The 12,202-nt window shown below is 72.3% G+C and carries 11 protein-coding genes; 2 read left to right on the forward strand and 9 right to left on the reverse strand.

What is annotated here, in order from left to right:
- The first annotated feature begins 221 nt into the window (after positions 1 to 221).
- Positions 222 to 1,133 carry a penicillin-insensitive murein endopeptidase gene (locus WMF42_RS45450; protein ID WP_061612718.1) on the forward strand — a complete coding sequence of 304 codons (912 nt, stop codon included), beginning with the start codon at positions 222 to 224 and terminating at the stop codon, positions 1,131 to 1,133.
- Positions 1,130 to 2,077 (forward strand): DNA-methyltransferase, encoded by a 948-nt coding sequence (locus tag WMF42_RS45455; RefSeq protein ID WP_437689579.1) that lies wholly within the window; start codon positions 1,130 to 1,132, stop codon positions 2,075 to 2,077. Before WMF42_RS45450 ends, WMF42_RS45455 begins: the two co-directional genes overlap by 4 nt.
- 57 nt (positions 2,078 to 2,134) lie before the next feature.
- Here the strand turns inward: WMF42_RS45455 and WMF42_RS45460 are convergent, their stop codons facing one another.
- The 9 genes from WMF42_RS45460 to WMF42_RS45500 form a co-directional block, all read right to left on the reverse strand.
- Positions 2,135 to 2,740 carry an L-threonylcarbamoyladenylate synthase gene (locus tag WMF42_RS45460; RefSeq protein WP_061612716.1) on the reverse strand — a complete coding sequence of 202 codons (606 nt, stop codon included), beginning with the start codon at positions 2,738 to 2,740 and terminating at the stop codon, positions 2,135 to 2,137.
- 187 nt (positions 2,741 to 2,927) lie between these two features.
- Positions 2,928 to 3,890 carry an ATP synthase F1 subunit gamma gene (atpG, locus tag WMF42_RS45465; protein WP_061612715.1) on the reverse strand — a complete coding sequence of 321 codons (963 nt, stop codon included), beginning with the start codon at positions 3,888 to 3,890 and terminating at the stop codon, positions 2,928 to 2,930.
- Between the two features lie 6 nt (positions 3,891 to 3,896).
- Positions 3,897 to 5,798, reverse strand: coding sequence for a F0F1 ATP synthase subunit alpha (gene atpA, locus WMF42_RS45470; protein ID WP_437689581.1), 1,902 nt, complete (start codon positions 5,796 to 5,798; stop codon positions 3,897 to 3,899).
- 116 nt (positions 5,799 to 5,914) lie between these two features.
- Positions 5,915 to 6,457, reverse strand: coding sequence for a F0F1 ATP synthase subunit delta (locus WMF42_RS45475; RefSeq protein ID WP_061612713.1), 543 nt, complete (start codon positions 6,455 to 6,457; stop codon positions 5,915 to 5,917).
- A complete protein-coding gene (locus tag WMF42_RS45480; protein ID WP_437689583.1) occupies positions 6,454 to 7,476 on the reverse strand; it encodes a F0F1 ATP synthase subunit B family protein in 1,023 nt (340 codons plus the stop codon). Before WMF42_RS45480 ends, WMF42_RS45475 begins: the two co-directional genes overlap by 4 nt.
- On the reverse strand, positions 7,473 to 7,934 hold the full coding sequence (locus WMF42_RS45485) for an ATP synthase F0 subunit B (protein ID WP_061605318.1): 462 nt from the start codon (positions 7,932 to 7,934) through the stop codon (positions 7,473 to 7,475). The genes WMF42_RS45480 and WMF42_RS45485 overlap by 4 nt, the downstream gene beginning before the upstream one ends.
- 213 nt (positions 7,935 to 8,147) lie before the next feature.
- The gene (locus WMF42_RS45490) at positions 8,148 to 9,605 is read right to left on the reverse strand and encodes a hypothetical protein (protein WP_437689585.1); all 1,458 of its coding nucleotides are present in this window, start codon (positions 9,603 to 9,605) and stop codon (positions 8,148 to 8,150) included.
- 6 nt (positions 9,606 to 9,611) lie between these two features.
- Positions 9,612 to 10,208, reverse strand: coding sequence for a tRNA isopentenyl-2-thiomethyl-A-37 hydroxylase MiaE (gene miaE / locus WMF42_RS45495; protein WP_063815956.1), 597 nt, complete (start codon positions 10,206 to 10,208; stop codon positions 9,612 to 9,614).
- Positions 10,209 to 10,309: 101 nt separating this feature from the next.
- On the reverse strand, positions 10,310 to 11,386 hold the full coding sequence (locus WMF42_RS45500; RefSeq protein WP_437689587.1) for a hypothetical protein: 1,077 nt from the start codon (positions 11,384 to 11,386) through the stop codon (positions 10,310 to 10,312).
- Positions 11,387 to 12,202 lie beyond the last annotated feature (816 nt).

Raw genomic sequence — 12,202 nt, forward strand, 5'->3', positions numbered from 1 at the left:
ATCTCCCGTCGCCGGCGCGGGGGCGCCAGGGCGCGGCGGGCTCGACCGAATCGCTCCCGCTGCCGGTACGGGCGCCGGGCCGCGGCGGGCTCGACGGCATCCACGAGAACTTTCCCTCCGGCGCCAGCGAGGTTATCGGCGGCAGGAGCGACGCCGGGCCGTCGCCGCGGGCATCCAGCGGGCCGGCGCGGCGGGGGAGCGGCGGCGCGTCCGATCCTGCCATGCCGAGCCGCACCCTCCTCACCACGATCCTGCTGGGGCTCGTCGCGCTGTGCTGCGCGGCGTGCGTCGGCTCTTCTCCCACGCCGCTCGCCCCTGCGCTCCGCGGCTCGATCGGCGTCCCGCACCACGGCGTCATCACCGACGCTGTCGAGCTCCCGAGGCAGGGCGAGGGCTACCGCCTGCTCCGCAGCAACGGCGTCCGATGGGGGACGGCGGGGCTCGTCGCCGCCGTCCAGCGCGCCGCGGCGGAGGTCGCGCGCGCGCGCCCGGGCGGCGAGCCGCTCCTCGTCGGCGATCTCTCCGCGCGCTTCGGCGGGGCGACGCGCGGGCACCGGTCGCACCGCACCGGGCGCGACGCGGATCTCCTGCTCTACGCGCTGACCCCGGACGGCCGCCCGGCGCGCTCGCCGGGCTTCATCGAGTTCGGGCCGGACGGGCTCGCGCGCATCGAGGACGGCGGCGACGCCGAGCGCCGGGCGTCGCCCCCCGGCGCGCGGGAGTACGTCCGCCTCGACGTCGAGCGGACGTGGCTGCTCGTGAAATCGCTCGTCCGCTCGCCCGACGCGCACGTCCAGTGGCTCTTCTTCGCCCGCTGGCTCGAGGCGCTGGTCATCGAGTACGCCCGCGCGCGCGACGAGGACCCGGAGCTCATCTGGTACGCCGAGAGCGTGCTGCTCCAGCCGGGCGACAGCACGGCGCACGCCGATCACCTCCACCTCCGCGTGGCGTGCACGCCGGACGAGTTCCTCTCCGGCTGCCTCGGCGGCGGCCCTTACTGGCCGTGGCTCCCGGCGGTGCCGCAGCTCGTCGCGCCGGCGGACAGCGACCTCGCCGCCGCGATCCTCGACGACCTCCTCCTCGGCGGCGCCGCTGCGGGGTCCCGCGTCGCGGCGCCCGACAGCGCGCTGTGAGCCACCTCGTCGCGCTGGGCGACTCGGCCGAGGTCTGCGCGGCGCTCCCCTCCGAGGTGCGGTTCGATCTCGTCTACCTCGACCCGCCGTTCGGCGTCGGGACGACGATGACGGCGCGGTCGGCGCGCGGCCAGGCGCGCGGCCGGCGCAGGCCGGAGAGCGGCCCCGACGCGTACGACGATCGCGCGAGCGCCGACGCCCTCATCGCGACGCTCGCGCCGCGCCTCGCGGCGATCCGCGATCGCATGGCCGAGGGCGCGACGCTCTACCTGCACCTCGATCACCGCGCGGTCCACGACGCGAAGGTCGCGTGCGATCGCCTCTTCGGCCGCGGCGCGTTCCTCGGCGAGATCATCTGGGCGCCTGGCAATGGCGGCCGGGGCGCGCGCGGCTTCTCGGTCACGCACCAGACGATCCTCCTCTACGCGCGCGCGGCGAGCGAGCGCGGCCGGGTCGTGTACAACGCCGCGGACCCGGCGCTCCGCGAGCCCTACGCCGGGACCAGCCTCGCCATGCACTTCAAGCACCGCGACGAGGACGGCCGCCTCTACCGCGAGCGGATCCTCGGCGGTAAGGCGTACCGGTACTACGCCGACGAGGGCCGCCGGCTAGGGAGCGTGTGGACCGACATCCCGGGGATGGTCGCCAACACCCCGCTGCGCCGCGAGGCCACCGGCTATCCCACGCAGAAGCCGGAGAAGCTGCTCGAGCGGATCGTCCGCGCCTCGTCCGCGCCCGGCGCGACCGTCGCGGATCTCATGTGCGGCAGCGGCACCACGCTCGTCGCCGCGGCGCGGCTCGGCCGCCGCTTCGTGGGCGGCGATCGCAGCCCGCTCGCGTTCGCCACGTTCCGCGAGCGGCTCGACCGGGAGGCGATCGCCTACAGCGTGATCGAGGTGCCCGGCGGGCGGGAAGCCGATCCCGCGCTCGTCGAGGAGGCGTGAGCCGCCGGCGCTCCGCTGCGTCCTCCGCGGGCAGGCGCAGCGGAGCGCGACGTCGTCTCAGACGAGATCGTCCGTCGGCCCCGCGCCCTGGCGGACGACCTGGATGTCGCCTTGGCTCAGGTCGATCACGGTCGTCGGCACGCCCCCGCCGGTCCCCGCGTCGAGGACGAGCGCGAGCCCCGGGAACCGGTCGTCGATCTCCGTGGGATCGATGATCGGATCCTCCCCTGGCGGCGCGGCCGTCGTGCTGATGAGCGGCCGCCCGAGCGCGCGGACCAGCGCGAGCGCCACCGGGTGGTTCGGCACCCGGATGCCGACCGTCTTCTGCTTGAGGTGCACGTACTTGGGCACCTCGCGCGTGGCCGGGAGGATGAACGTGTACGGCCCCGGCAGGAAGCGCTTGAGGATGCGGTACGCCTGGTTCTCGACGATGGCGTAGCGCGCGATGTCGCTCAGATCCGGGCAGATGAACGCGAGGTTCTTGTTCTGGCGCATCCCCTTGATCTGGTAGACCCGCTCGATCGCCTGCTTGTTCATCAGATCGCACCCGAGCCCGTAGACTGTATCGGTCGGGTAGCCGATGACCTCGCCCTTCTGGATGAGGTCGACCGCGCGCGCGATCTTGCGAGGTTCCGGGTGGTCGGGGTTGATGGGCTGGAGCACGGGAACGGGACCATGGGGTCGCCCGTCCGGCTTCGCCAGTGCTGGCGGCACGAAGCGTGGCCAGCGCCGAGCAGCCGACGAGCGGTCGATGGGGTGAAAGATGCAAAGCCCGCGCTCGAACCGATCGCCACGGGCGACCGGCTCGAGGCAGCGGTCGGAGATCCGGCGGGGCTGCCGGCGCGCTGCGCTACTCCTTGAGCGCCTCGCTGCCGCCGATGATCTCCATCAGCTCCTTGGTGATCGCCGCCTGGCGCGCCTTGTTGTACTCGAGCGTCAGGCTGTCGATCATCTCCTTGGCGTTCTTGTTCGCGGCATCCATCGCCGTGAGCTTCGCGCCGAGCTCGCTCGCCATCGACTCGTGGAGCGCGCGGAGCACCGAGATGTCCACGTACATCGGGACGAGCCGCTCCAGGAGCGCTCCCCGGTCCGGCTCGAAGAGGAACTCCGCGGCCTGTCCGGCGCGATCGCCCTCCTCTGCCTCGCTCCGCGCCGGCGCGCCGGCGGGCAGGAGCCGCTCGACGACGACGGTCTGCGTGATCGCGCTCTTGAACTCGTTGTAGACGAGGTAGATCGCGTCGATCTCGTCCTTGTTGAACGGGGCGAGGATCTTCGCGCCGACCGCCTGGGCCGTCTCGAGGCCGAGCTTGTCCCAGACCCCGGGGAGGTACTCGCGGATCGGCGCGTTGCGGCGGTTGAAGTAGTCGCGCCCCTTGCGGCCGATGATCGCGAGGTGGACCTCCTGACCGGCCTCGGTCCGGCTCTTCCACTCGCGCTCGGCGCGCTTGTTGATGTTCGTGTTGAAGGCGCCGCAGAGGCCGCGGTCGCTCGTGAGCACCAGGAGCAGCACGCGCCGCTCCGGGCGGGTCACGAGCAGCGGGTGCGCCGGCGTATCGCCCCCGGTGAGCACCGCCGCCTCGCCCTCCGCCCCGATCCTCTCCGCCGCCGGCGCGTCGGCCGAAGGGGCCGCGGCCGAGTCGCGCGTGATCTCCCAGAGCACCTCCTGCACCTTGACGGCGTAGGGCCGGAGCTCGGTGATGCGCTGCTGCGCCTTGTTGAGCTTGGCGCCCGCGACCATCTTCATGGCGCGGGTGATCTTCTGCGTCGACTTGACGCTCGAGATCCGCTTGCGAATGGACTTGAGGCTGGGCACGGCTGCCTACTTTTCCTTGGCCTTCGAGGCGCTCTTGCCGCTCTTCGACTTCGCCTTGGGCGCCGGCTCCTCGTCGTCCGCGTCGTCAGCGTCCTCGTCGGCCGCCGCCGCGCTGGCGGTCGAGGCGCCGCCCTGCTCCACCACGAACCGCTTCTTGTACGCTTCGATCGCCTTGGTCATGCGGGACTTGAGGTCGTCGTCGAGGATCTTCTTCTCCCGGATGTCCGTGAAGATCTGCGCGTGCTTGCCCTCGATGAACTTGTAGAGCTCGTCCTCGAAGCGCGCGAGCGAGCTCACCGGCAGGTCGTCGAGCAGGCCCTGCGTGCCGGCGTAGATGATGAGGATCTGCTTCTCGACGGCGAGCGGCACGTACTGGCCCTGCTTCAGGATCTCGGTGAGGCGCGCGCCGCGCTCGAGCTGCGCGCGGGTCTTCGCGTCGAGGTCCGAGGCGAACTGCGAGAACGCCGCCATCGCGCGGTACTGCGCGAGGTCGAGGCGGAGCGTGCCGGCGATCGACTTCATCGCCTTGATCTGCGCGTTGCCGCCGACCCGGCTGACCGAGATGCCGACGTTGATGGCCGGGCGGACGCCGGAGTAGAAGAGGTCGGCCTCGAGGAAGATCTGCCCGTCCGTGATGCTGATGACGTTCGTCGGGATGTACGCCGACACGTCGCCGGCCTGCGTCTCGATGACCGGCAGCGCCGTGAGCGAGCCGCCCGACTTGGGGTCGCGGACGATCTCGTAGTCGCTCGCCTTCCCCTTGTCCGAGAGCTGCTGCTCGAGCTTCTTGATCTCGTCCTTCTTCTCTTCCTTGCGCGCCAGCTCGAGCTTCTCGAAGAGGGCCGGATCCACCGTCTTCCAGAGCGAGTCCTTGGCGGAGTGCATCCCGTGCGCCCCGACGTGCGCCTTGCCGTCGACGCCGCGGTACGCCGGGTCGCCGCCCTCGATCTTCGTCCCCTTCGCCACGACGTAGAAGATGTCGGCCATCTTCGCGGCGCGCTCCAGGAGCCGGGAGTGGAGGTAGAAGACGTCGCCCGGGTACGCCTCGCGGCCCGGCGGGCGGCGGAGCAGCAGCGAGAGCTGGCGGTACGCGACCGCCTGCTTCGACAGGTCGTCGTAGATGCACAGCGCGTGGCGCCCGCTGTCGCGGAAGTACTCGCCGATGGTCACGCCGGTGTACGGCGCGATGAACTGGAGCGGCGCTGTCTCGCTCGCCGTGGCGGCGACGATGATCGTGTACTCCAGCGCGCCGTGCGCATCGAGCCGGTCGACGACCTGGCGCACCGTCGACAGCTTCTGGCCGATGGCGACGTAGACGCAGATGACGCCCTTGCCCTTCTGGTTGATGATCGCGTCCACGGCGACGGCGGTCTTGCCCACCTGCCGGTCGCCGATGATGAGCTCGCGCTGGCCGCGGCCGACCGGGATCATCGCGTCGATCGCCTTGATGCCGGTCTGCATCGGCTCGGTGACCGGCTGGCGCTGGATGATGCCGGGCGCCTTCACCTCGACGCGGCGCCGCTCCTTCGCCTCGATCGGCCCCTTGCCGTCGATCGGCATGCCGAGCGCGTTGACGACGCGCCCGAGGGTCGCCTCGCCGACGGGCACCTCCATGATGCGCCCGGTGCGCTTCACGGCGTCACCCTCCTTGATGACGCTCGTGTCGCCGAAGATGGCGGCGCCCACGTTGTCCTGCTCGAGGTTCAGCACGAGCCCCATCAGGCTCGACCCCTCCGAGCCGGTGAACTCGACGAGCTCGCCGGCCATGGCGCGGCTCAGGCCGTGCACGCGGGCGATGCCGTCGCCCACGGTGAGCACGGTGCCCGTCTCGGTGACCTGAGCGGCCTTGTCGATGTTCTGGATTTGCTTCTTGATGATCTGAGAGATCTCTTCGGCGCGGAGCTGCATGCGGAGTCCTCTGTCGGGAGACGCTTGGGCTTCGGAATCTACGTCGTCAAGGTCGAGGGGGCAGCGTGCGCCGCGCCCCGACCATTCGTGAAACAGGGGTGCTGGATCGCGTCCCCTCAGGTTCGGAGCAGGTTCTCGCGGAAGGTCGACAGCCGCGTCCGGAGGCTGCCGTCGATCACCTGATCGCCGATCTGCGTGACCACACCGGCGATGAGCGAGGGATCCTGCCTGTGGATGATCGAGATCTTCCGGCCGGTCGACCTCTCGAGCTCGGCCCGGAGACGGTCAAGGTAGCCATCGCTCAGCGGGCCCGCGCTCGTGACCACGGCCCGCGCGATGTTCTGGTCCTGATCGACGAGGATCGCGAGCTGCCGGGCGATCTCGGGCAGCGCCGCGAGCCGCCGGCGGCGCGCGAGCAGCAGCAGCGTGTTCCTCGTCACCTCCGAGAAGCCGGCGCGGGCGCCGAGCTCGCCGAGCATCTCGTCGCGCTGGACCTCGGGGATGAGCGGGTTGTCGAGCACCAGGCGGAGCTCCTCGCTCGCCGAGTACATCGCGCTCGCGTCCCCGATCTCCCTGGAGAGGTTCGCCAGGGTCCCTGTCTCCTTGCCGATCTCGAAGATCGCGCGCCCGTAGCGTCGGGCGACGGCCTCGTAGCTCATGTCGCTGCTCCGGTGGTCTGGGCTCCGCGGGCGGCGCCGGCGGAGACGGCCGCGGGGATGGCCTTCAGGTACTCTTCGTTGACCCTGTCGAGGTCGTCCCGGCCGACGCGCTGCCGCAGCAGCTCCTCGGCGGCCGTGACGGCGTTCTGCACCGCCTCCTGGAGGAGCATGGCGCGCGCCGACTTCAGCTCCTGCTCGATGCGGAACTCGGCGTCGCGCCGCATCCGGATGCGGCGCTGCTCCGCCTCGGCGAGCACGTGGGCCTTCTCGAGCTCGGCCTGCGCCGCGTGCTCGGCCTTGAGCTCCGCGAGCGTCTCCTCGAGCCGCGTGAGCTTGTCCTCGTACTCGTCGAGCCGCCGCTCGGCCTCCTGCTTGAGACGCGAGGCGTTGTCGAGCTCCTGGGTGATCGTCTGCTTGCGCTTCTTCAGCGCCTCGGCGATCGGCTTCCTCCCGAAGCGGACGATGATGAAGGCGAGCAGCCCGAAGTTCAGGACCGAGGCCAGGAACGGCGGCGGCTGGTTCTTCGGGTCGCAGGGGTTCTTGTCGTTGTGGTAGCGCCAGAGCAGCGCGTTGATGCCGCCCTTCGCGGCCGCCTCGTTGTTCACGCCGATCAGGCCCTGCCACCAGTTGACGTGCGGCGGCGGGTCGGTCGGGCCGTGGCCGGGGCAGTGCTCCTCGCCGTGCGACGCGTGCTCGGTGGGCTCCGGCGGCGGCGCGGGGCGCGCGCGGCCGAGCTGGCCGCCCGGCGGCCGGAGCCCGTGGCCCGGCGGGAGCTGGCGGCCGCCCGGTCCGAGCGGCCGGCCGGGCTGCACGTCGCGGCGGGCGGGAACCTGCGTGCCCGGCTGGGCGGCGCCGGGCTGACCGGGCTGGGCGGCGCCGATCGGCGGGTGCCCCGGCGGCATCGCGGGCTGCGCGGCAGGCGCGGGCTGCGCGGCCGGCTGCTGCGCCAGCGCGGTGCCGGCGACGAGCGCCGCGGTCAGGCCGAGGGCGATCGAGGAGCGGCGGAGCGGCTTCTTCACTGGCGCACCTCGCGGCCGAGCATGCTGGCGGCGATCTCCGCCGCGAGCGCGGGCTGGGCGGCGGCGAGCTCGCCGCGCATGCGGGCGACCTCGGCCGCGATCTTCGCCTTGCCGTCCTCGAGGATGCGGGCGGTCTCGGCCCGGGCCTCGGCCATGATCTGCGCCTCGATCTTCATGGTCTCGGCGCGGAGGCGCTCCCGCTCGATCCCCGCCTCGCGCCGGACCTGCTCGATCTCGGCCTCGTAGCGGGTGAGCAGCTCGCCTGCGCGCTCGTCCATCTCGCGCGCCTCCCGCTTGGCGCCGTCGGTGCGCCGCTCGCGCTCCTCGAAGACGCGGAGCAGCGGGTCGAACAGCAGCGGCTTGAGCACGACGATGAACGTCGAGAACAGGACGACCTGCGCCAGGAACGTCAGATCGAAGTCGACGGCGATGGCGCCGGACGCGAGAAGGGGGTGCATGGCGTTCGGATTCACGGGTGCTTGTTCGGCGACGAGGGCAGAGCAGCGGGAGCCGCTCGCTGCCGCGCGCCCCCGGGGGAGGGCGTTTTCGTCGCGCGGGCACTAGCACGTGTCAGTCGAAGCTGGAAGGGATCTCGGCAGGGCGGTCGGGCTCGCCTCTCCGCGCAGCGCCGCGCTCGTTCAGAGGGCGCTGCGCTCGCCGTCGCGGGGGCGCTACAAGCCCGCGAGCGAGCGCATCATCTCGCAGAGGCCCGCCTCGAGGTCGTCGGCGCTGGCGCGCCTCGACGCGGGCGATGGGGGCGCGCTGTCCTCGTCGCGCAGGGCCTCGGCCGCGCGCGGATTGCGGAACCAGTCCTCGTCGAAGCGCTCGATCAGATCGCGCCGATCGCGCGCCGCGAGCAGCGCCCCGGCGAGCCGGACGGCGGCGTCGGGCTCGAGCGCCGGGACGACCCCGGCGAGCGTCCCCGGGATCGGCGCGCCGAGCGCGCGCGCCGTCGCCTCCTCGAAGCGATCCCTGCGATCGCGCGCGGCCCGGAGCAGCACGTGTCCGCCCCCGTCCTGGCCGGCATGACCCACGAGCGACACCGTCGCGGCGTCGAGGCGCAGCGAGAGCAGGAGGCTCTGCGCTGTCGCGCGCGCCTGATCGTGCGCGTGGCCTCGGCCGAGCCCGAGCGCGCGGGCGCAGAACACAGGATCGGCGACGAGGCCGCCGAACAGCGCGGCGCGGCGCGCGCGCCGGAGATCGGCGGGCGCGTGGGCGAGCGCGAACGGCCCGCGCGCGGAGGCGCGCGACAGCGCCGCGCCGAAGCGGGCGAGCGCGCGCGCGAACGAGGCCGCGCCGAGCGGGGGCGGCAGCGGTCCCAGATCGATCGCGAGGCCCTCGGTGAGCTTCGTCGCGCGGAACAGCTCCTCGATCCACCGCGGGCTGAGCCGCGCCGGCCACCCCGACGCGGCGTCCCGCCCCACGGCCCGGCCGAGCGCGCCGTGCCAGGTCGCCTCCGGCCGCAGCGCCGGCTCGGTCCGCTGCAGCAGCGCCTCGGCGGCGCCGAGCGCGGCCTCCGGCGGATCGCAGGGGATCTCGACGGCGGCGAGGCGCGCCTCGTCGAGCAGGCGCGCCGCCTCGAGCCGCCGCTCGACGAGGATGCGCGCGGCGTCGGCGACCGCTCCGGCGCCGCGGGAGAGCACCTCGGCGAAGGTCTGCCGTCCGGCGTCGGTCGGGTCGGCGAGCAGCCTGAGACGCGCCTCGTGGGGCGACATCGGCGCCGGCTCGGGCACGTCGAGCAGGAGCGACGCGGCGTGCCACGCCGTGGCGAGCCGGACGCGATCGGCCCACACGACCCGCTCCAGCGTGAGCGCGTGCACCCAGTCGGCGAGCGGGGCCGCGAGGCCGGTCGGGTCCGGCGCGGCGGCCTCTGGCGCGCTCGCGTAGCCGAGCTCCGCGCCGAGGCTCGGGGTCTTGCCGGTGAGCTCCAGGTAGGTCGTCCGCGCGCTGACGCGCCGGAACGGATCGAGCGGGTTCTCGAGCCGGGCCCTCGCCTCCGCCGCTGTCGCGCTGTCCTGGTCCGCGGCGGCCGGGGCCGGGCCGCGCCGGGTGATGTCGTCGAGCGCCGCGCGCCACGCGCGGGCCGCGCGGGCGACGTCCTTATCGAGGCGGATCAGATCGACGTCCATGCGCACCTACCCGTGAACCGCGGCGGCCGTCCCGAGCCGCCGGGCGATGTCGCCCTCGGCGCGCGCGAGCTCGGCGAGCCGCCCGCGCGTCGCGCCCTCGTCGCCGTCGACCTCGACGGCGAGATCGACGAGGGTCCGGTAGTGCCGGGCCTCCGACGCGAAGAGCTCCTCGTAGAGCGGGGCGAGCTCGTGCTCGCGCGCCGCGAGCCCGTCGGCGAGCAGCCGGAAGCGCTCGCAGGAGCGGGCCTCGATGATCGCGCCGACGAGCAGCCGATCGATGAGCGCGGCCCGCGCGTTGCGCGCGCAGGTGCTGGACGCCGCCTTGCGCAGCTCGCTGGCGTAGACGTCGGTCTCCGGCTTGCCGAGCGTGAGGCCGCGCTGCTCGATCACGTCGAGGAGCGCGCGGAAGTGCCGGAGCTCCTCCTCGGCGAGATCGACGAGCGCCCGCGCGAGGCGCGGGATCGACGGCCAGCGCGCGGCGAGCGACAGCGCGTTCGACGCGGCCTTCATCTCGCAGTGGGCGTGGTCGGTCAGGAGCGCCGGCAGGTCGGCGAGCGCCACGTCAGCCCAGCGTGGGTCGGTCGGTAGGGTCAGGCACAGCACGCAGGGCCGACCTAGAGCAGGCGCGCCGCGGCGAGAAGGGGGAGGCGGGCCTCGGCGCCTCGCGCGCCCGCGGAGCGGGGCGGCGCCCCGGGAGAATGGGGCTAGAACCCGTCGGACGACGCGCGGGTCAGCCCGCTCGACTCGAGGTGGTACGAGAGCCCGACCACGAACGTGGTGGGCCCGCCGCCGGCGAGCGCCCGCCGCAGGGCGCCCTCGACCGAGAACTGGGTGCCCACGTAGGCGACGCCGAGCGACAGCGCGTGCTGGTCCGCGCCCTGATCGAAGCGGTATCCGGCGCGGAGCGGGAAGTGATCGGCGACGAGGTACTCGCCGCCGGCCATGAGGCGGTACGTGGTGTCGCGGTAGGAGTTGAGATCGACGAGCCCGTCGACCTCGACCGAGAAGTCCGGGGTGCCGAACCCGACGCCGCCGCCGATCGTCGTGGGGAGCAGCCCGTGGTCCGGGTACGAGAGGTTCTGCCCGACGGCCGCGATGTACAGGTTGTCCGTCGGCTTGACGGTGATCGCGGCGTCGAACGTGAGCTCGTTGACGAAGGAGTGCCGGCCGACGACGTCACCGTCTTCCTTCTCGATCAGGCCGCCTGATACGGGGTCTTCCCCGTTGCTGTCGTGGAGGCCTCCCGCGGGGGGCGTCCCGTCCTGCGTGATCTTGGCGTAGCGGCCGGTGAGGCCGACGAAGAAGCGCTCGGTGATGGGGTAGGCGAGGCCGACCCGGGCATCGAGGAACTGCCGGTCGACCCCCTCGGCGTCGACGAAGCCCCCGACGAAGGAGATCCCCCCTGCGAGCTTGCCCGTGACCGAGTCGACGACGGCGCCCCCGTACGTGTGCCGGCCCGCCTCTGGGCTCCCCTGGAAGAGCCCCTGGAGGTGGTAGACACGGGTCTCCACCATCGCGGACGGGTTCAGAAAGACGGCCGACGTCCCGTTCCCGAGGGCGCGCAGCGCGCCGCCGAAGGCCGCGGCGCGGGGCGTCTCGTTCTCGCCGTAGGCGTAGGCGAGCTGCGGCGGCAGCGACGACCGCTCGGCCGCCGCGGGCCCCGCGGACGCGGTCAGCGAGAGCGCGGCCGCCGCCGCCAGGACCCCGGCGCGCGCGGAGGTCGCCGCCGCCCGGCGCGACGACCGCTCCGGCGGCTGCGCCAGGAGGGCCCCCTCTGTCAACCGGATCCTCGACGGCATCGCTTCGCCATACCCCAGACAGCGACCCTGGGGGCAAATTCTCGGATCATGAAATCGGCTCGACCCGACCGCTCTGTACTGGACGACCTTCTCGTTTCAAAAAAAGCTGGAAAATAGGCGAACTTAGCCCTTGACGACGAGATGAACGGGTTTTGCTCTGGAATCGCGGGCGCGACGTGAAAATCACCGATTGGCGTCGGGGGTTTTCGCGCCTCGTGTCCGGGGGTCTGATCGCGGATGACGCGAAGCGGGTTTCGCAGTGCGCAATGGACTGAATTTATGGCAATGAAAACCGATACTTGGTTCATGTTTCGCAGTTGGGGATAGACGCCCGGACTCACCCGGTGCTACCTCGGATTCGTCCTCGGGGCGGTCCGACGCCGCACCGAGTCCTCCAAAGGGTGGCCCCGAAAGGGGCGCTGCGGGCTACCGAGCTCTGTGAGGCGGTATGGGGGACGGCCGTGCCGATCTGTCTTCCAATGCAATGGACCTCGACGCGACGGTTGCACCCCCACCACGATCGGCGTGCTTGGCAGGAGCCGAGCCGAGCGCCGGTCCAGTGGGGCCGTATTTCTTACCCGCCTTCCCTGGAGGCTCGCGGACGAATTCCCGAGGGCGAAGCGGCCGTGGGCGGACTGTTGAAAAGTCGACGCGCCCTTCGATTACATTCAGAATAACATAGAGATCTCCAGGGGTTAGAGGCGAGTCCTCGCTGTGAGACCTGTGGATAAGTTGGGGGCGACGGTTCTTTCAGTCGCCCCCGAAACCTATTTTCGTGGAGCGGACTTCAGAGCAGCG

Origin of the sequence: Sorangium sp. So ce176 (assembly GCF_051519835.1) — a bacterium.
In the GTDB taxonomy this organism is placed as follows: Bacteria; Myxococcota_A; Polyangia; order Polyangiales; family Polyangiaceae; genus Sorangium; species Sorangium cellulosum_G.